This window comes from Streptomyces lusitanus (assembly GCF_042647945.1).
GTDB lineage: Bacteria > Actinomycetota > Actinomycetes > Streptomycetales > Streptomycetaceae > Streptomyces > Streptomyces pseudogriseolus.
Window position 1 is genome coordinate 16988 of the sequence record NZ_JBHRWL010000019.1, and the last position, 18469, is coordinate 35456.

Here is an 18469-nt window from a genome sequence, read left to right on the forward strand (position 1 = left end):
GTCGGTCCACTACCCGCCGGAAGGCAGATCGGTGCGTGGCGCGGCGCCCAGATGCACGCCGACCCGCTTCACCAGCAGGGTCATCTCGTAGGCCACCTGGCCGACGTCGGAGTCGGCGTCGGCGAGGACCGCGAGGCAGCTGCCGTCCCCGGCGGCGGTGACGAAGAGGAACGCCTCGTCGAGCTCGACGACGGTCTGGCGGACCTCACCGGCCTCGAAGTGGCGGCCGACGCCCTTGGCGAGGCTGTGGAAGCCGGAGGCGACGGCGGCCAGGTGCTCGCTGTCCTCCCGGGTGAGGTCCTTGGACGCCCCCGTGGGCAGGCCGTCGCCGGAGAGCACGATCGCCTTGCGGATGCTGGCGACGCGGTCCACCAGGTCGTCGAGGAGCCAGTTCAGCTCCCCCTTGTCGTTCGTGTGGCCGGTGGCGCTCGGTTCGGTCATCGACCGTCCCCCTTTGTCCTTCGTCGTGGTGCTGTGCCGCTGCCGGCGTCGTCGCCCGCGGCGTTCTCCTCCCGGCCGCGCTGCCAGCCGCGCTGGAGCGAGGCCATGCGGCTGCGTACTTCGTCCGCGTCCCGTTCGACGGGGCGGGCCCGGTCGGTCTTCCGGGTGGCGGCGTCGCGCTTGAGCTGCGGCGCCAGGCTGGCCTGCCGGACGCGCCGGGGCAGTGGCGTGCTGTCGGGCGGCGGTGCGCCGGGGTCCGTGTCTCCGGTGACCGGGGAGGAGTCGTCGGGGCCGCCGTGCGCGGTCGCGGCGCGGCGGGTGGGCGCGGGGGTGGGGCCTGCGGGGGTGGCGTCGCGTTCCTCCGTCCCGCTGCCGGGCCGGGCGGGCCCGGTGGCGCGGCGGCTGGGCAGAGGCGGCGGCGGTGTCCCGGCGCCCGGCTGCTCCGGGTCCCGCGTGGGGAGCTCCGCCACGGGTTCCGCGTCGGCGCGGCCGATGGCCCGGCGGCTGGTGTCGCCGCGGCGCCGGGACGGCAGCGGTGGGGGCTCGTCCGCGTCGGGGCGGGTGCGGGAGGCTGCGGTGTCGTCGTCGGTCCGTGCGCCGCGGGGCCGCTGGCCGCGGACCGGGCGGCCGTGGGAGCTGACCAGCTTGGGGGTCGCCCGGCGGGTGAGCGGTACGGGAGCGCTCCCCCGCTCGCCGGTCTCGTCCCGGTCCTCGGCGGCGCTCTCGTGCCGTGCGCTGTCGCGGCCGGGCCGCTCGTCGTCGGTGCGGGAGCGGCGGGGCCGGAACAGGCCGCCGTGCTCGCCGTCCTCGTCGTCCAGGGCGGGGAATCCGTCGAGGGCGTCCAGGTCGACGGGCGCCTCGAGTTCGACCGGCCCGTCCAGGACGGAGGCGGGCAGTCCGGGCAGGGCCACGGGCACCTGGGAGAGCGCGACGCGGCGGCTGTCGGCCGGTTCCTTCTCCGTGCGGCGCGGGCGGTCGAGGCGGAACCCGACGCCGTTGGTGTCGGGCACGTCGTCGGTGAGCAGCGCGTCGGGGATGAAGACGACGGCCGTGGTGCCGCCGTACGGGGAGGGCTGGAGGGAGACGCGGACGTTCTGGCGCTGGGCGAGCCGGCTGACCACGAACAGGCCGAGCCGGTCGGTGTCGGACAGCTCGAACTCCGGTGTCTCCGCGAGCCGCAGGTTGGCGTCGAGCAGCGCGTCGGCGGCCATGCCGAGGCCCCGGTCGTGGATCTCCAGGGTGAAGCCGTTGGCGACGCGCTCGCCGACGACCTGGACGGCGGTGTGCGGCGGGGAGAACACCGTGGCGTTCTCCAGCAGTTCGGCCACCAGGTGGGTGAGGTCGGCGACGGCCGGACCGGTGACGGCGACGCGGGGGAGCCGGCGGACCTCGATGCGCTCGTAGTCCTCGACCTCGGCGACGGCGGCGCGTACGACGTCCATGAGCTGGACGGGCTTGCGCCACTGCCGGGAGGGGGCGGCGCCGGAGAGGATGACCAGGCCCTCGGCGTGCCGGCGCATACGGGTGGTGAGGTGGTCGAGGCGGAACAGGTCGGCGAGTTCCTCGGTGTCGTCGGTGCGGCGCTCCATCGCGTCGAGCAGGGTGAGCTGCTTGTGCAGCAGCACCTGGCTGCGGCGGGCGAGGTTGACGAACACCTCGGAGACGCCGGCCCGCAGTTCGGCCTGTTTGACGGCGGCCTCGACGGCGGCGCGCTGGAGGGTGTTGAGGGCCTGGCCGACCTCGCCGATCTCGTTCTTGTCGTACTCCAGGTGCGGCACCTCGGTCTCCACGTCGACCTGTTCGCCCGCGGAGAGGCGGCGCATCACGCTGGGCAGCCGCACTCCGGAGGCCTCATGGGCCTCCAGACGCAGCTGTCTGAGGTCGCGGATGAGTTTCCGGCCGACGCGCACGGAGAGGAACAGGGAGAACAGCAGAGCGGCCAGGCCGAGCACGCCGGCGGCGACGGCCTTGGCGATGACGTCCATGGCGACGGGCCGGACGCGGTCCTGGTAGCGGTCGGTCGCCCGGTCGTTGAGCGTGCCGAGTTCCTCGAGCACCTCGCCCGCGGCGGTGTCCCAGCTCGCGGCGGTGACCCCGCGGGGCTCGCCGTCCTCGGCGAAGACGGCGGCCTGCTCGCCGACCCGCAGCGGGGCGGTGGCGGCGTTGCCCCAGAAGGTCTCGTAGCGGTCGCGCTCGTCGGAGGGGAGCTGCGGCAGGGCGCTCTCGTACAGCAGGGTGCGCTGGGCCATCAGGTCGGAGACGTCCCGTACCTCGGTGGGGGTCAGCTTGCCGACGATCAGGGCGGCGCCGAGCAGGGCGTCCTCGCGGGAGAGGAGTTCGCGGGCGCGGGAGAGGTTGACCAGGGCGCGGTACTGCTTGTCGAGGCCGACGTCGTCGACGACGTGCAGGTCGGAGAGCAGTACGTAGCAGGGGTCGACGAGGCGGTTGTAGAGGTCGAGCGCCTGACGGCGGTCGACGGTGCCGTCGTCGACGCTGCGGCGGAGGGACTCGATGCCTTCGAACGAGTCGAGAGCGGCGTCGAGTGCGGCCGAGTCGCCGTGCATGGCCTCGCGCACGCTGCTGCCGCTCGCGCTTCGGCGTACGGCGGCCACGGCCTTGTCGGTGGCGGCACGGCTGCGTTCGAGTGCGGTGAGCCCGTCGGCGGCGCGGGGGTCGGCGAGATGGACGAGGGTCTGCCGCCGCTCCTGCTGGAGGATGCGGACGGTGTCCTCGACGGGGTAGCCGACCTCCTCCATCACGGACGACACGTCGAACAGGTGGCTCGCCTCACGGCTCGTGATCACGGTGGTGAAGGCCCAGAGCGTGGTCAGGGACACCAGCGGCACGAGGAGCAGCGCCACGATCTTCCGGCGGATGGACTTCCCGCGAAAGCGCATGGCCTCCCCCAGCTCGGCCCCCGGGTCACCGGGGGTACACATGTGCGTCAACAAACGGCGCGAGCCTACTACCGCCTCGGGGGCAACTCGAAGACCCAGCCGGAGGGTTCGGTTCCGGCACGTGGTCGGTTCAGGCGGAGTTGTCCGCCCATTGCGGGAGATGGCCTGACGGAAAAACTGGACGAGTTCACCGACCTTCCTCCCGGGTTTCCTACGCGGGTTGGCCGAAATCTTTCCCGACCGGGAATCTTCACGACGCCCCGCACGTCCTTACCTGCGGGACATGGGGGCGGAATCGGACACAGGAGCCGTGTCCCGCACCTGGGCGGCGTAAAACAGCGCAAGCCGGGCAGCCAATGGGGAGCCGGGTCTTCGGACATCAGCAGTGGGCTGGCGGCGGTGGGGAGTGACACGGGTGATGGGCACGGCGGAGCGGCGTGAGACGTCCGGGGACGGCACGGCTGCGCGGGACGTGACGCGGCGGGAGACCGCTCCGGCGGCGCGCGCGACGGGCGCGGCCGGGCGGCCGGGGGACGACGGACCCGCCCGGGAGGCGGCGGCCGAGGGCCGGGCGGCGTACCGGCCGCTGTGGGTGGAGGAGCCGGCCAAGCGGCGCAGGCTGCCCGATCCGGTGCGGACGGCCGCGGTGCGGGCGGTGCTCGTCATCGCGGTGACGCTGATCCAGGCCATGGTGGCCCTGCTGTGCACGCTGGCCGGGTCCTGGCTCGCCTTCCCGATGGTCGTCAGCAGCGTCGTCAGCACGATCGCGGCCACCTGGGCGGCGCTCGACGTGTGGGTGACCCGCCAGGTGTGGAACCAGCGGCACGGCGTGGTGTCCGTGCCCAGCAGCACGGCCCGCGCCCTGCGCCGCGAGCGGCGTCAGGCCCGCCGTCAGCAGCGGGCCGCCGAGCGCGAGCGGGCCCGCATACGCAGGCGGGGTGGCACCGGGCAGCTGTCGCACCCGTAGGACACGGCGTCGGTAGGGTGGCGTTCCGTACGACGCACAGGTGAATGCGGTGCGCGACGGCCCGGCGGGCGGCGCGCACCGGGTGTACGGAGAGATGGGGGCCGGCCATGACCCGTGCGGGGCGGCCCGGGGAACGGCGGAAGACCGCGAGCGGCGCCGTGCAGTCCGTGGACCGCGCGGTCAGCGTGCTGGAGATCCTCGCCCGGCGCGGCGAGGCCGGGGTCACAGAGATCGCCGACGAGCTGGGGGTACACCGCTCCACCGCCTTCCGGCTGCTGGGCGTCCTGGAGAACCGCGGTCTGGTCGCGCAGGCCGGCGACCGGGGCAAGTACCACCTCGGGGCCGGTGTGCTGCGCCTCGCGGGAGCGGCGGCCGTGCGGCTGGACGTCTCGCAGGAGGCCGTGCCCGTCTGCCGGGACCTCGCCGACGAGCTGGGCGAGACGGTCAACACCGCGGTGCTCGACGAGGACGCGGCCGTCAACATCATGCAGGCGCGCGGCACGGCCGCGGTGACGGCACAGGACTGGCTGGGCCGGCGCACGGCCCTGCACGCGACGTCCAGCGGCAAGGTGTTCCTGGCCCACATGACGCCCACGCACCGCGAGGACCAGCTGGCCCGCCCGCTGCGCCGGTTCACCGAACACACCGTCACGGACGCGTCCGCGCTGCGCGCCGAGCTGGAGCGGGTGCCCGGGCAGGGGTACGCGGCGACGCGTGAGGAGCTGGAGCTGGGCCTCGTCGCCGTCGCGGCCCCGGTCCACGCACACGACGGCGCGGTCGTCGCCGCGATCAGCGTCTCGGGCCCGGTGTTCCGGATGCCCCAGGAGCGGGTGCCGTGGCTGGGCGCGAGAACCGCTGCCGCGGCGGCCGAGCTGTCGCGGCGGATGGGGTACGGGGTGCAGGCGGCGGGCGGGCTCCCGAGGGCACCGGGCAGGGCGGGCGGCGGTCGGGAGGGGCGGCCGTAGGCCCTCGGGTGGGGGTCGTACAGCGTGCCTGGACGTCACCCGACGCGCGCGTCGGCCAGACGCATCGCCGCCGGCGGCCCGAGCCGCAGCGCCGGGCCCGCGGCAGGCGTGACCGGCCGTCAGGCGGGGCCACGCGGTGGATCGCCGGGCGCGGCCCTACCGCGCCCACCCGACGTCACCCGGCGCGCGAGCCGGCCGGGCACAGCGCCGTCGGCGCCTCGCGGCGCCCGGAGCACAGAAGCCTTGCCCAGCCGTCAGGCCGAGCGGTCCCCCGGACGCCTCCCGGGGCGCCAGTCGCCAAGGCGTGGCGCCGCGAGCGGCCCGTGTCGCGGCGCATCACCCATGCGCCCCGCAGGCGTGACCGGCCGTAAAGCTGCGCCGAGCAGGGGGCCAGGGCGCGGACCCTGCCGTGCCCTGGACGTCACCCGGCGCGCGAGTCGGCCAAGCACGCCACCACCGGCGCCGCGCGCGGCAGGGCGCAGCCGCAGCGCCCGTGTGCCCACCGGTCAGGTCGTCGGCGCCGGGCGTTTGTACATGCGGGTCGCCGTGATCTCGCTGTGCGTCTCCTCGCCCGGGTCCGGGTGGGGCAGGCCCGGGCGGAGGTGTTCCTCGACGCTGATGTACTTCAGGCCCGCCCGCAGGTCGGCGTCGTTGCGGAGGCGGATGACCAGGGGGAACTCGGCCAGGGCCGTGGTGTCGAACAGGCCCGTGGTGTACAGCAGCTGGACGCCGAGCGCGTCCGCGACCGCCCGCTGGAGCTCCAGCAGATAGGTGGCGTTGGCCCGGCCGATGGGGTTGTCGAGGAACAGCGTGCCGGCGTGCCGGTGCTTGTCCCTGCCCCGGTCGTTGGAGCGCAGGGCGGCCATCGTGCAGTACAGGGCGATGGCCGCGGTGAGCAGCTGGCCGCCGGAGAACACGTCGCCCATCTGCCCGACCGGCACCCGCTCGGCGCGCAGCACCGCGTCGGGCTTGAGGATCTCGACCGAGACGCCCTTGGGCCGCAGGGCGGCGGCGACGCCGCGCAGCAGCAGGGACATGCCGTCCCGCCGCAGGTCGGAGTTCTTCTTGACGGCCGCGCGGGTGGCCTCGTCGACGACCTCGCCGAGGCGCTCGGTGAGGGTGGCCTGGTCGGGCTCCTCGAAGCGGATGCGCAGGAACTCCTGCCCGGACCACTCCCCCAGGCCCTCCGGCAGCCGGGACAGCCGCTGGGCCGAGCGGAGGGTGGCGAGGGAGGACTCGACCAGACCGCGCAGCCGGTCCACGATCGAGTCGCGGTTGCGCTCCAGCTGCGCCAGCTCGTCGGTGAGCACCCGCAGCCGGGGGGCGAAGGCGTCGGCCCACTTCTTGGCGTGCTCCGGCAGCGCGGCGGCGGGCAGTTCGCGGATCTGCTGGCGGGCCGGGGTGCGGACCTGCTCGTAGCGGGTGGAGTTGGCGTGCCGCACGAGCACGTCGCTCGCCTCGCGCACCGCGGCCTCGGCGGCGGACAGGTCGGCGGCGCAGCCGCGCAGCGAGCGGCGCGCCTCGGCGGCGGACCGCCGGGCGTCGTCCAGGTCGCCGGGGTACGGCTCGGGCCGCTCCTGCTCCTCCTCGACGGTGTGCTCGCGCAGCAGGTCGCGGAGCATGGCGGCGATCTCGTCGAAGCCGCCGGCGGCGTCCTCGGCGGCCCGGTGGGCGGCGAGGAGTTCGGCGTGCGCCTCCCGCGTCTGGCGCAACTCCTCCTCTCGGGTGGCGAGTTCGCCGGTGGCCGTGCGCAGGAGCGCCTGGGCGTGTTCCGCGTCGCGCGGGACCAGCTCCTCGGGGAGCTCCGTGTGCGCCTCGCCGTCGGCGGGGGCCAGCCGCTCGGTTTCGCCGCGGAGCCGGCCGAGCTGCTCGCTCGCGCCGGACATCCGGGTCTCCAGCAGCTGCACCAGTTCCTCGGCGCGGGCGGCCGCCGCCTGCCGGCTGGGCCCGTCGGATCCGTCGGGCGACTGGAGCAGCTGCTCGGCGCGGGTGCGGACCTTGTTGCTGAGCCGGTCCAGTTCGGCGCGGGCGGCGCTCTCGTCGCTCTCCGCGCGGGCCTGCTCGGCGCGGAGGTCGGCGCCGACGCCGACCTTCTCGTACACCTGGGACGCGGCGCGGTAGGCCTCCCGCAGGGCGGGCAGGGACGCCTGCGGTGCGCCGTCGCCGTCCTCGGGCAGGTCGTCGGGGGCGCCGGCGATCTCGGAGCGCTCGGCGCGCAGGGTGCGGGCGGTGCGCCGGGCGTCGTCGGCGGCGCGCTGGGCGGCACGCCGGTCCTCGTCGGCGGCGCGGGCCCGCTCCAGGCAGGACTGGGCGCGGGCCTCCGCCTCTGCGGCGTCGTCGGCCAGTTCGCGCAGCTTGGCCTGCCAGCCGGCGCGTTCGCGCAGCCGGAAGGCGAGCCCGGCGAGGGCGTCGGCGGCGCGCCGGGCCTTCTGGGCGGCCTCCTGCCGTTCGTCCCGCACCCGGACCGCCTCGGCGGCGGCTTCCTCGGCCTCCGCCCGCAGGCTGCGCGCCTCGGCCAGCTCGGCCTCGGTCTCCTCGGCGAAGGCCCGCGCCTGCTCGGCCGTCGCGGCCAGCTCGGCGAGGCGTCCGGCCGGGCAGCCGGTGCGCCAGGAGGCGAGCCGGGCGGCGAGTTCGCGGTCCTTGCCGAGGCGGGCGGCGAGCGTGCGGATCTCCTCGTCCCGCTCGGCGGCGCGGGCGCGCAGCGCCTGCCGCTCCTCGTCGGCGGCGTGCTCGTCGTGCATGGCCGGGTTCGGCGGTACGAGGAACACGTCGCCGGAGCCGGACGCGGGCGTGGGCGCGAGCAGCGCGGCGGCCGTGCCGACGGCGACGGCGGACCGGGGCAGCAGGGCGGCGTCGCTCAGCGCCTCCCGGGCGCGGGCGTGGGAGTCGGGGTCGGTGATGACGACGCCGTCGACCAGTTCGGGGCGGGCGGCGAGCACGCGCGCGTGGTCGGCGGGGTCGACGGCCTGGGCGAGGTAGCGCCAGCCGGGGAGGGCGGGGATGCCGTGCTCGCCGAGGAACTCGACGGTGGCCAGCACGTCCGGGCCGGGCGGCAGCAGCCCGCCGTCACCGAGGGCGCCGAGGATGCGGGCGTCGTCCGCGGCGGCGGTGCGCAGCTCGAACAGCTGCCGCTCGGCGGAGGACACCGCGTCGTCCAGCAGCTCGCGCAACTCGTCGGCGAACCGGTCGAGTTCCTCCGCGCTCAGCCCGCCCTCGCGGGTGCCGTCGGCCGCGCCGCCGGAGTCCGTGCGCTGACCGGGCACGGCCGCCCGGCGTGTGCCGGAGGCTCCGGGCAGGCTCAGCAGTTCCGCGAGGCGCTGTTCGGCGGCGAGGCCCTCGGCGGTGCGGCGCTCGCCCTCGTGGGCCCGCTCGGCGGCCGTGGCCGCGTCGGCGGCGCGGGCGGCGGTCAGCTCGGCGCGGCTCTCGGCGGCGGCCGTCTCACGGGCGTGCTCGGTGGCGCGGCGGGCGGTCTCGCGGGCGGTGTCCCAGGCGGCGACGGCGGTCTTCTCGGCGTCGCTGGCCGCGAGGGCGGCGCGGGCGGGGTCGGCGTCGGGGGCGCTGTCGTCGAGCCAGCCGGCGCGGACGGCCTCGGCGGTCTCCTGCTCGACCTCGGCGAGCCGCTGGCGCAGGTGGCCGATCTCGCTGCGGGCGCGCTGCGCCTCGGTGGCGGCGGCGGTGGAGTCGCGGTAGGCCGCGTCGCCCGCGTCCTGGAGGGCGGCGGACCGCTCCTCCTCCTCGTTGGCGAGGTTCTCGGCGTTCCGCGCGGCGGCGTGCAGGGCACGGACCAGGTCGACGGCGGCCTTGGCGCGTGCGGCGAGGGCCGGGGCGGCGTCGCGCTCGGCCTCCTGGATGGCGGCCGAGACGCGGGCGACCCGGTCGGCGGCGGCGCGGTGCCGCAGCACGGACTCGGCGGCCTGCCAGGCGGAGTACAGGGTGCGCGCGTCGGCCAGTTCGCGCTTCTGCGCGGCGGCGGACTTCTCGGCGGCGGCGAGCGCCAGCGAGGCGTGCCGGTAGGCGAGTTCGGCGGAGACGGAGGCGCTGTGCGCGCGGGCGGTCTCGGCCCGGGTGACCGCGTGGGCGGCGGAGGTGACGCGCTGGGCGAGGTCGGCCGCGCGCTCGCGCTCCTGGGCGCCGCGCGCGGAGAGCCGGCGGGCGAGGGTGCGGGTGCGGCGTTCGGCGGAGGCGTGGATCTCGCGGGCGCGGGTGCGGGTTTCGGCGGCCTCGACGATGCGGCCGAGCAGGTCCACCGACCCGGCGGTGAAGTCGCGTTCGGCGATGAGTTCGGCGCGCCGGCCCAGCTTGTTGCCGAAACCTCCGACCAGGTCGGCGAGTCCGTCGGTGTCGCGGGTGTCGGTGACGGCGCGCAGCAGCAGGTCGGTGAAGTCGGAGTCCTTCTTCACCGCGAAGAGGCCGGCCGCCTCGCCCTCGTCGGCGTTCATCTCGCGCTGGTAGCGGAAGAGTTCGGGGTCGAGCCCGAGGTCGCCGAGGTGCTCGGTCCAGCGCTCGTGGGTCTCCTCCCAGTGCACCTCCAGGTGCGGGTAGGTCTTTCCCGCCTCGGTGAGGGCGTCGCGGAAGCCCTTCATGGTGCGGCGCCGGCCGCGCGCGCCGGACTGCCCCTCGGCGGGCGGGCGCACGGACGTGGCCTCGGCGACGGGCAGGTTGTCCAGGCTGAGGCCGGGTCCGGGGCGGAAGGAGTACCAGGCCTCGGCGAACTTCCGCGGGTCGTTGGAGACCTGACGTCCGCGCCATTCGCTGACCTTGCCGACGACGACGCACTCGCCGGTCTGCACGTGCTGCCATTCGAGCGCCACATGGCCGCAGTCGTCGGCGAGCAGGAACTTGCGCAGCACGCCGGAGCTGGCGCCGCCGAGGGTGTTGCGGTGGCCCGGGAGCATCACGGAGAAGATCAGCTTCAGCAGGACGGACTTGCCGCCGCCGTTCTCCAGGAAGAGCACGCCGGCGGGGGCGGGGCGGCGCGGCGGGCCGACGGGCTCGTCCGCGAAGAACTCCGCCTGCGTCGGCGCCGGGTCGGGCACGGTGGCGCCGACGCCGCGCAGGTCGAGCACGGTGTCGGCGTAGCGTGCGCCTGCCGGTCCGATGGAGTAGAGGCGGACCCGGGACAGCTCGTACATGGCGGACTCTCGTGAGGCTTCGTGGGGTGGGGGTCAGGCGGAGTGGAAGGGCAGGCCGGCGTCGGCGACCAGGTCGAGCGCGTCGCCGTCCTCGGGCGGCAGCAGGGTGGGGGTGCCGTCGGTGACGGGGACGACGCCGAGGCCGAGCAGTTCGGCCATGGCGGCGCCGCCCGCCATGTCGCGGACCTGGAGCTGGTAGCGGGCGGTCGTGCGGTAGGTGCCGCCGTTGTCGTCGCCGGTGCGCTGGAGGAAGCCGGAGTCGGTGAGGAAGGAGACGGCCTTGGCGACGATGCCGGTGGTGGAGCCGGCCAGGCGGCGGGCGTCCTTGGTGGCGCCGGTGGCGCTGCGCCGGGACCAGATCCGCCAGGCGGCCTCGAGTCCGGGGGTGTCGGTGGCCGGGTCGGTGTTCTCGCCCTGTTCGGCGGCCCGCTCCTCCAGGCGGTGGCAGGCCTGGCGGACGAAGGCGTCGACGCCGTTCACCGTGACGCGGCCGATGTAGCCGTCGTCGGCGAGGTCCTCGGGGCGGGGGAAGGCCATGGCGGCGACGGCGAGGTGGGCGAGTCCGTGCAGGAAGCGGTCGCCGCCGTCGGCGGAGGTGCGGCGGGCGTAGTCGCCCATGCGGACGGCGAACACGGAGTCCTCGGCGGCGGTGACGGCCATGCCGGCGCGCGGGGACACCTCCAGCACGATCAGTCCAAGGCCGGTGGCGACGGCGTCGGCGAGCCGCGCGAACGGCGGGTCCTCGCGGTAGCGGCGCAGCAGGTCGGCGTACTCCTGGTCGCGGGCGGGCTGGAGCTTGGGCTGAAGGCCGAAGGCGACGAGCCGGGCCGCGTCGGCGGCGTCGGCGGGCGTGACGGCGGTGCTCGCCGGCGTCGCCGCGGGCTCCGGCTCGCTCCAGTCGGCGTGCTCGGTCACGGTCGGGGCTCCTTGATACGGGCGGTGTCGGTGCGGTCGGTGTGAGTGCGGTCGGTGTGAGTGCGGAGGGTGTGAGCGCGGAGGGTGTGGCGGCGAGGGGCGCGGACGCGGGGCGTTCGGCGGGGAGTGCGGACGCGGGGTGCGGGCTTCGCGGTCACGCCGCCTCCGTACGGTCGGCGGCCATGCCCGCCGCGTCCAGCAGGGCCGTGCCGACGATGAGGTCGGCGCCGCCGAACTCGGGGTCGTCGAGCTCGGTCCCGTCGTCCACGGCGAACAGCAGGGTCCGCTCGCCCTGGCGGTAGGCCGTGCCCACCGGCGGGCTGGCGGCATGGACGGCCAGCAGGGCGACCAGGTAGGGCAGCTCGGGGTCCTTGCGGCGGGCGTCGGCGAGCAGGCCGGACAGCCGGCGGGGCGCGTCGGCCGGGAGGTCGAGCAGCTCGGTGGCGGCGGCGAGCTGCTCCTCGCTGAAGCGGCTGTCGTCGGGGGTGGCGATGAGGTCGGGCTCGGGCATCTCGGCGCCGAGGTGCTCGCGCTCCACGGGCGGGGTGAGCAGGATCTCGACGAGGTCGGCGACCCGGACGGACACGGGCGTGCGCAGTCCGGTGCCGTGGGCGAAGAACGCGTCGGTGACCCGGGACGCCTGCTCCACCGGGAGCGGCAGCAGCGGGGCGAGGAGCTGGCCGTAGAGGTCGGTGCCGGCGGCCGCGGCGGGCGTGGCGAAGGCCTGCCGGTCCTGCTCGGCGCGGAACAGCGGGCCGGCCTCCAGAAGCCGGGACTGGAGCTGGGTGTGGCGCCGGATGCAGTCCTTGACGATGTCCACCAGCTCGGCGGCGCGGCGCTTGTGCTCGGGGTCCTCGGACTCGTCGCGCGCCTTGCGGATGTTGGTGAGGATCGCGTTCTCGTGGCGGTAGCGGTCGGCCACGTGGTCGAGGGCCTCGGCGATCATGTCGGGCACGGCGCTGAGCCAGTCCACCGCGCGGACGTTGCGCCGGGTGGCCTCCAGGGCGCGGCGCAGGGTCTCGGAGTACTGCACGGTGCGGTAGCGGGCCTGTTCGGCGGCGAGCTGGGCGTCGGCGAGCCTGCCCCGGCTGATCAGCACCTCGAGCTTGACCTCGGCGGCGATCTGGGCGCTGGTGACGTCGGTGTCGAGGGCGCCGACCAGGACGTTGACCGCCTCGTCGGTGGTGCGCAGGTACACCGTGCCGCCGGGGCCGGGCACCTCCTCGATCAGCTTGAAGTCGTAGTCGCGGCGGACGTACGTGCCGTCCGGGCCGAACACGCCGTACACCGCGCGGAACCCGCGGTCGACGCTGCCGACGTTGATCAGGTTCTCCAGGACCCAGCGGGCCACCCGCTCGTGCTCGGCGGCGGGGCGGTTGGGGGCCTGGGCGGCGACGCGCGGGAGGAGCCGGGCGACGATCTGGTCGTGGTCGGCGCCGGTGTCGAAGTCCATGGTGAGCGTGACCAGGTCGATGGCGGCGAGCGCGATCTCCGCCATGCCGTACACCGAGTACTCGCCCGCGAGATTGGCCTTGCGGGCGTCCAGGTCGTGCAGCGGCGCGGTGCACGCGAGCGCGCGCAGCCGCCGCGCCAGTCCTTCGTCGGCGGCCGGGCCCGGCGCGGGGCGCGGCCCCGCGCTGAGCTGGGGCGGAACGCTGTCCGTCGATGCAGGCGAAGTCACGGTGCACAGACTAGGTCCTCGGTCCGACAACGGCCCAAACGAGGCAGTTGCGCCCCGGCGCCGTGACCTGCGGACGCCCGTGAAAGCCGGGTCCCGTACGGGCTCAGTCCCCGTCCCCCACCCGGCGCCGGTAGACCTCCACCACCCGTTCCAGCGACACGTCGAGGTAGGCCGCGAGCAGGCGTTCGGCCGTGTCCCGGTCGCCCGCCTCAAGGGCCTGGAGAATCTCGACATTTCGCGCGATGTACGGTTCGTGCAGCCGTCGCGGCTCGTCCACCACGTGGAAGGCGAGCCGGAGTTCGGCGAAGACGCTGCGCATCAGCTCGGCGGTGCGCTCGCCGGAGGCGAGGGCGACCAGTTCCTGGTGGAAGTGGATGTTGGCCGTGCCCACCGCTTTCCAGTCACCTTCGCGGGCCGCCCGCCGCCCCTCCTCGACGGCCTCGGCGAGCCCGTCGAGGGTGTACGGCGGCTCGCCCAGCCCCCGGACGACGGCGCACTCGACGAGCCGGCGGGTGCGGTAGATGTCCTCGACGTCCTCGACGGTCAGCACCCGCACGAACACGCCCCGGTTGAGCTCGTGGACGAGCAGCCGTTCGTGCGTGAGCAGCCGGAACGCCTCGCGCAGCGTGTTGCGGGAGACCCCGAGGGCGCCGCCGATGCTGTCCTCCGACAGCCGGGTGCCGGGCGGGAAGAACCCCTCGGCGATACGGCTCCTGAGGATGTCCGCGACGCGCTCGGCGGTGCTGGTCCTGCCCAACAGGGCACGGTCGTCGGCCAGTCCGCCCATCTGCTCTGCCATGCCGGAATTCAAGCGCACGCGGAAGAACAAGACAACATGGGTATTGAAGGATCGTTCAACGATCCTCTACCTTGCTGAGCACTGGCACGGCTCACCCCTTCCTTGCACCCCCGTCCCCCTCTGCGAGGTGCCCATGAGCACGACCCCTCCCCCGTCGCACGCCCTGACCGGTCCCCCACGCCCCGTCAAGTCCGAGCCCCCCTCCGAGGACGGGGCGTTCGGCTGGCTGCGCGCGCTCGGCCCGCGCGGCCGACGCGCCTTCGGCGGCGCTTTCGGCGGGTATGCCCTGGATTCGTACGACTACTTCACGCTGCCGCTGACGATGGTGGCGCTGTCCGCGTACTTCGGCCTGAACAGCGGGCAGACCGGGCTGCTGACCACCGTGACCCTGATCGTCTCGGCGGTCGGCGGCGCCCTCGCGGGCGTCCTCGCGGACCGCGTCGGCCGGGTCAAGGCGCTGCTGCTGACCGTGATCACCTATGCGGTGTTCACCGTGGCCTGCGGCTTCGCCCCCAACTACGAGACACTGCTGGTCTTCCGCGCGCTCCAGGGTCTCGGCTTCGGCGGTGAGTGGGCGGTCGGCGCGATCCTGGTCGCCGAGTACGCCGGCGCCCGCCACCGCGGGCGCACCCTCGGCGCGGTGCAGAGCGCCTGGGCCGTGGGCTGGGCCCTGGCCGTGATCGTCTACACGGCGGTCTTCTCGCTCGTGGACGACGGCCTCGCCTGGCGCGTGATGTTCTGGACCGGTGCGCTGCCCGCGCTGCTCGTGGTGTGGGTGCGGCGCAGTGTGCGGGACGCGCCGGAGGCGGCCGCCGCGCGGGAGCAGAGCGCGAGCAAGGGATCGTTCGCGGCGATCTTCCGGCCGGCCCGTGAGGGCTCCCCCGGGCTGCTGCGCACCACCCTGTTCGCGGTCCTGCTCTCCACCGGCGTCCAGGGCGGCTACTACACCCTCGCCACCTGGGTGCCGACCTACCTCAAGAGCGAGCGCGACCTGTCGGTCGTGGGCACCGGCGGCTATCTCACGTTCCTCATCTCGGGCGCGTTCCTCGGCTACCTGACGGGCGGTTACCTCACCGACCGGCTGGGCCGCCGGCGCAACATCTGGCTGTTCGCCCTGCTGTCGGCGGTGTGCATCGTGGCGTACACGAACATCCCCGACGGCGCGAACACCCTCGTCCTGGTGCTCGGCTTCCCGCTCGGGTTCTGCATGTCGGCCATCTTCAGCGGCTTCGGCTCCTACCTGAGCGAGCTGTACCCGACGGCCGTGCGCGGCACCGGACAGGGCTTCACCTACAACACCGGCCGCGCCGTCGGCGCCGTCTTCCCCACCACCGTCGGCTTCCTCGCCGACAGCTGGGGCGTCGGCGGCGCCCTCGTCTTCGGCGCGATCGGGTACGGCCTGGCCGCGCTGGCGCTGCTGGGGCTGCCGGAGACGCGCGGGAAGGAGCTGGAGTGACCCCCTTCGACGACGGCGCCCGCACCGCCGTGGACGACCGCCCCGTGGTCCTCGCCGACGACACCACGCGCGCGTGGAGCCCGCGGACGGCCCGCGCCCGCTTCCGGGAGGGCCTGGCGGTCCCCACGGCCGGCGTGGCCGCCGGGTACGCCCAGGCCAACCTGGTCTCCGTGCCCGCCGACTGGGCGTACGACATGCTGCTGTTCTGCCAGCGCAACCCGCGCGCGTGTCCCGTCCTCGACGTCACCGACGCCGGTTCGGCCACCACCGTGCTCGCCCCCGACGCCGACCTGCGCACCGATCTGCCGCGCTACCGGGTGTGGGAGGACGGCGAGCTGGCCGACGAGCCGACGGACGTACGCGCGTACTGGCGGGACGACCTGGTGTCGTTCCTCATCGGGTGCAGCTTCACCTTCGAGTGGGCGCTCGCGTCGGCCGGGGTGCCGCTGCGCCACGTCGAGCAGGGCCGGAACGTCCCGATGTACCGGACGACGTGGCAGTGCCGCCCGGCGGGGCGGCTGAGCGGCCCGATGGTGGTGTCGATGCGCCCGGTGCCGCCGGAGCACCTGGACGCCGCCATCCGGGAGAGCTCCCTGATGCCGTCCGTGCACGGCGCCCCGGTGCACTGCGGCGACCCCTCCGCGCTCGGCGTCGAGGACCTGGACCGCCCCGACTTCGGCGACCGGGTGGAGCTCGAACCGGACGACATCCCGGTGTTCTGGGCGTGCGGGGTCACCCCGCAGGCGGCGGTCATGGCCTCCCGGCCGCCGTTCGCCCTCACCCACGCGCCGGGCCGGATGTTCATCGGCGACGCCCGGGACGAGCAGTTCCGCGTGGTCTGACCGGCGCCCGCACCCGTACCAAGGAACGAAGGATCCATGACCTCGATCGATCTGAACGCCGACCTCGGCGAGGGCTTCGGCCGCTGGCGGCTCACCGACGACGAGCGGCTGCTGTCGGTGGTCACCAGCGCCAACGTGGCCTGCGGCTTCCACGCCGGGGACGCGCCCACCATGCGCCGGGTGTGCGAACTCGCCGCCGCGCGCGGGGTGCGGATCGGCGCCCAGGTCTCCTACCGGGACCTGGCCGGGTTCGGCCGGCGGGCGATGGACGTGCCGCCCGCCGAGCTGACGGCCGAGGTGGCGTACCAGATCGGCGCCCTCGAGGTGTTCGCCCGCGCGGCCGGCACGCGCGTGGCGTACGTCAAGCCGCACGGCGCGCTCTACAACCGGGTGGTGCGCGACGAGGAGCAGGCGCGCGCGGTGGTCGACGGGGTGGTCCTCGCCGATCCCACGCTGCCCGTGCTCGGGCTGCCCGGCTCGCGGCTGCTGGAGCTGGCCGCGAAGGCGGGGCTCCCGGCGGTCGAGGAGGCCTTCGCGGACCGCGCGTACACCGACGAGGGCACGCTGGTGCCGCGCGGCGAGGAGGGCGCTCTGGTCACCGACCCGGGGGCCGTCCTGGAGCGTTCGGTGGACCTGGCCCGCGGCGGCGAGGTCGTGGCGCTGTCGGGGCGGCGGATCGGGATGCGGGCCCGTTCCCTGTGCCTGCACGGCGACACCCCGGGCGCGGTGGACCTGGCGCGGCGGGTACGGGACGCGCTGGAGGCGCGCGGGGTGCGGGTGGAGGCGTTCGCATGAGGACGCTGCCGGTCGGCGAGGACGCGCTGCTCGTCGAGGTCGCCTCGGGCGAGGAGGCGCAGGCCCTCCTCGCCGAGCTGCTGCGCCGCCGCGCGGAGGGCTCGCTGACGGCCCGTGAGATCGTCCCGGCGGCGCGCACGGTCCTCCTCGACGGCCTGCCCGACCCCGCCCGGCTGGCCGCCGAACTCACCTCACGCCCGGTGCCGCCCGCGCCGCCGCGTCCGGCGGACACGGTCGAGATCCCGGTGCGGTACGACGGCCCCGACCTGGCGGACGTCGCCACGCACTGGGGCGTTCCCGTGCGGGAGGTGGCGCGCGTCCACGCGGGCACCGAGTTCCGCGTTGCCTTCTGCGGTTTCGCGCCCGGCTTCGGCTACCTGACGGGGCTGCCGTCACGCTACGACGTGCCCCGCAGGCCGACCCCGCGCACGGCCGTGCCGGCCGGCTCGGTGGCGCTGGCGGGACCCTACACGGGCGTGTACCCCCGGTCCTCGCCGGGCGGCTGGCAGCTGATCGGCACGACCGACCTCGTGCTGTGGGACCACGCGCGCGTGCCGGCGGCGCTGCTCTCCCCCGGCACGCGCGTGCGGTTCGTGCCGGTGGGCGCGACGGAGCCGGTGACATGACGGACCGTGCGCTCGCCGTCGTCCGGGCGGGGGCCCTGACCACCGTGCAGGACCGGGGCCGCCCCGGACACGCCCACCTGGGCGTGCCTCGCTCCGGGGCGCTGGACCCACCCGCGGCGGCGCTCGCCAACCGGCTGGCCGGCAACCCGGCGGACGCCGCCGTCCTGGAGACCACCCTCAACGGCTGCGCGCTGCGCCCGCGTTCGCCGGTCGTCGTCGCGGTCACGGGCGCGCCCTGTCCCGTCACGGTGGACGGCCGCCCGGTCGCCTGGGGCGCGCCGGTGCCCGTGCGGGCCGGGTCGGTGCTGGACGTCGGGGCGGCGACGTCGGGCGTGCGGGCCTATGTCGCCGTCTCCGGCGGGATCGCCGTGGATCCGGTGCTCGGCAGCCGCTCCACCGACCTGCTGTCGGGCCTCGGCCCGGCCCCCCTCACGGACGGCGCGGTGCTCCCTCTCGGGGCTCCGGCGGGACACCCCGCGCGCGTGGACCTCGCCCCGCAGCCGGCTCCCCCGGACGAGCTGGTCCTGCGCGTGACGCCGGGCCCGCGCGACGACTGGTTCACCCCGGAGGCGGTCAGGGTCCTCACGTCCCGCGCGTACCGCGTGTCCCCTTCGAGCAACCGCATCGGACTGCGCACGACCGGGCCGGCCCTGGAGCGGGCCCGGCCCGAGGAACTCCCCAGCGAGGGCATGGTGCTGGGGGCGGTCCAGGTGCCGCCCGACGGCAGGCCGGTGGTGTTCCTTGCCGACCACCCGACCACCGGGGGCTACCCCGTCATCGCGGTCGTCCGCCCCACCGACCTCCCGGCCGCCGCCCAGGCGGCACCGGGCACCCCGGTCCGCTTCGTCGCCGTACGCCGCCACTGAGCGGCCGGACCGTGCCCGGCCGCCCGGCACCCGGACACTCAGGCGGTGTCCGGCCGCCGGTTTCCGGGGTCGGCGCGGCCAGCACCC

13 protein-coding genes are annotated in these 18469 nt (G+C 75.5%); 7 read left to right on the plus strand and 6 right to left on the minus strand.

From position 1 onward, the window contains the following. Positions 1-9: 9 nt before the first annotated feature. Complete coding sequence (locus tag ACFOSY_RS25520; protein WP_006136686.1) at positions 10-441, minus strand: roadblock/LC7 domain-containing protein; 432 nt, start codon at positions 439-441, stop codon at positions 10-12. Then, complete coding sequence (locus tag ACFOSY_RS25525; RefSeq protein WP_394310940.1) at positions 438-3338, minus strand: nitrate- and nitrite sensing domain-containing protein; 2901 nt, start codon at positions 3336-3338, stop codon at positions 438-440. The genes ACFOSY_RS25520 and ACFOSY_RS25525 overlap by 4 nt, the downstream gene beginning before the upstream one ends. Before the next feature lie 418 nt (positions 3339-3756). Here ACFOSY_RS25525 and ACFOSY_RS25530 point away from each other — a divergent pair, with 418 nt between their 5' ends. Next, entirely contained in the window at positions 3757-4305 is a 549-nt protein-coding gene (locus tag ACFOSY_RS25530; protein WP_394310942.1) for a hypothetical protein, read from the plus strand. 107 nt (positions 4306-4412) lie between these two features. Continuing rightward, the gene (locus tag ACFOSY_RS25535) at positions 4413-5270 is read left to right on the plus strand and encodes an IclR family transcriptional regulator (RefSeq protein WP_394310944.1); all 858 of its coding nucleotides are present in this window, start codon (positions 4413-4415) and stop codon (positions 5268-5270) included. 506 nt (positions 5271-5776) lie between these two features. Here the strand turns inward: ACFOSY_RS25535 and ACFOSY_RS25540 are convergent. The 4 genes from ACFOSY_RS25540 to ACFOSY_RS25555 all read right to left on the minus strand — a co-directional run bounded on the left by ACFOSY_RS25540 (position 5777) and on the right by ACFOSY_RS25555 (position 13797). After that, complete coding sequence (locus ACFOSY_RS25540; protein WP_394310946.1) at positions 5777-10402, minus strand: hypothetical protein; 4626 nt, start codon at positions 10400-10402, stop codon at positions 5777-5779. Positions 10403-10435: 33 nt separating this feature from the next. Then, complete coding sequence (locus ACFOSY_RS25545; RefSeq protein WP_394310948.1) at positions 10436-11317, minus strand: hypothetical protein; 882 nt, start codon at positions 11315-11317, stop codon at positions 10436-10438. Positions 11318-11471: 154 nt separating this feature from the next. After that, positions 11472-12998 (minus strand): hypothetical protein, encoded by a 1527-nt coding sequence (locus ACFOSY_RS25550; protein WP_394310951.1) that lies wholly within the window; start codon positions 12996-12998, stop codon positions 11472-11474. A gap of 103 nt (positions 12999-13101) precedes the next feature. Next, the gene (locus tag ACFOSY_RS25555; RefSeq protein ID WP_394310954.1) at positions 13102-13797 is read right to left on the minus strand and encodes a GntR family transcriptional regulator; all 696 of its coding nucleotides are present in this window, start codon (positions 13795-13797) and stop codon (positions 13102-13104) included. Between the two features lie 133 nt (positions 13798-13930). On the opposite strand from ACFOSY_RS25555, the gene ACFOSY_RS25560 reads away from it, so the two are divergent. The 5 genes from ACFOSY_RS25560 to ACFOSY_RS25580 are packed head-to-tail and all read left to right on the plus strand — an operon-like array spanning position 13931 to position 18382. Continuing rightward, positions 13931-15253, plus strand: a complete 1323-nt coding sequence (locus ACFOSY_RS25560; protein WP_394310955.1) for an MFS transporter — start codon at positions 13931-13933, stop codon at positions 15251-15253. Beyond that, a complete protein-coding gene (locus tag ACFOSY_RS25565; protein WP_394310958.1) occupies positions 15250-16095 on the plus strand; it encodes a putative hydro-lyase in 846 nt (281 codons plus the stop codon). Before ACFOSY_RS25560 ends, ACFOSY_RS25565 begins: the two co-directional genes overlap by 4 nt. Before the next feature lie 36 nt (positions 16096-16131). After that, positions 16132-16890 (plus strand): LamB/YcsF family protein, encoded by a 759-nt coding sequence (locus tag ACFOSY_RS25570; RefSeq protein WP_394310960.1) that lies wholly within the window; start codon positions 16132-16134, stop codon positions 16888-16890. Further along, positions 16887-17516, plus strand: a complete 630-nt coding sequence (locus ACFOSY_RS25575) for a 5-oxoprolinase subunit B family protein (protein ID WP_394310962.1) — start codon at positions 16887-16889, stop codon at positions 17514-17516. The genes ACFOSY_RS25570 and ACFOSY_RS25575 overlap by 4 nt, the downstream gene beginning before the upstream one ends. Further along, the gene (locus ACFOSY_RS25580; RefSeq protein ID WP_394310965.1) at positions 17513-18382 is read left to right on the plus strand and encodes a 5-oxoprolinase subunit C family protein; all 870 of its coding nucleotides are present in this window, start codon (positions 17513-17515) and stop codon (positions 18380-18382) included. Before ACFOSY_RS25575 ends, ACFOSY_RS25580 begins: the two co-directional genes overlap by 4 nt. The last annotated feature ends 87 nt before the right edge of the window (positions 18383-18469 follow it).

Excerpts from the sequence above, each read along its gene's own strand:
- ACFOSY_RS25520 (WP_006136686.1), bottom strand. The coding sequence starts at position 441 with ATGACCGAACCGAGCGCCACCGGCCACACGAACGACAAGGGGGAGCTG.
- ACFOSY_RS25525 (WP_394310940.1), bottom strand. The coding sequence starts at position 3,338 with ATGCGCTTTCGCGGGAAGTCCATCCGCCGGAAGATCGTGGCGCTGCTC.
- ACFOSY_RS25530 (WP_394310942.1), top strand. The coding sequence starts at position 3,757 with ATGGGCACGGCGGAGCGGCGTGAGACGTCCGGGGACGGCACGGCTGCG.
- ACFOSY_RS25535 (WP_394310944.1), top strand. The coding sequence starts at position 4,413 with ATGACCCGTGCGGGGCGGCCCGGGGAACGGCGGAAGACCGCGAGCGGC.
- ACFOSY_RS25540 (WP_394310946.1), bottom strand. The coding sequence starts at position 10,402 with ATGTACGAGCTGTCCCGGGTCCGCCTCTACTCCATCGGACCGGCAGGC.
- ACFOSY_RS25555 (WP_394310954.1), bottom strand. The coding sequence starts at position 13,797 with ATGGCAGAGCAGATGGGCGGACTGGCCGACGACCGTGCCCTGTTGGGC.
- ACFOSY_RS25560 (WP_394310955.1), top strand. The coding sequence starts at position 13,931 with ATGAGCACGACCCCTCCCCCGTCGCACGCCCTGACCGGTCCCCCACGC.
- ACFOSY_RS25570 (WP_394310960.1), top strand. The coding sequence starts at position 16,132 with ATGACCTCGATCGATCTGAACGCCGACCTCGGCGAGGGCTTCGGCCGC.
- ACFOSY_RS25575 (WP_394310962.1), top strand. The coding sequence starts at position 16,887 with ATGAGGACGCTGCCGGTCGGCGAGGACGCGCTGCTCGTCGAGGTCGCC.
- ACFOSY_RS25580 (WP_394310965.1), top strand. The coding sequence starts at position 17,513 with ATGACGGACCGTGCGCTCGCCGTCGTCCGGGCGGGGGCCCTGACCACC.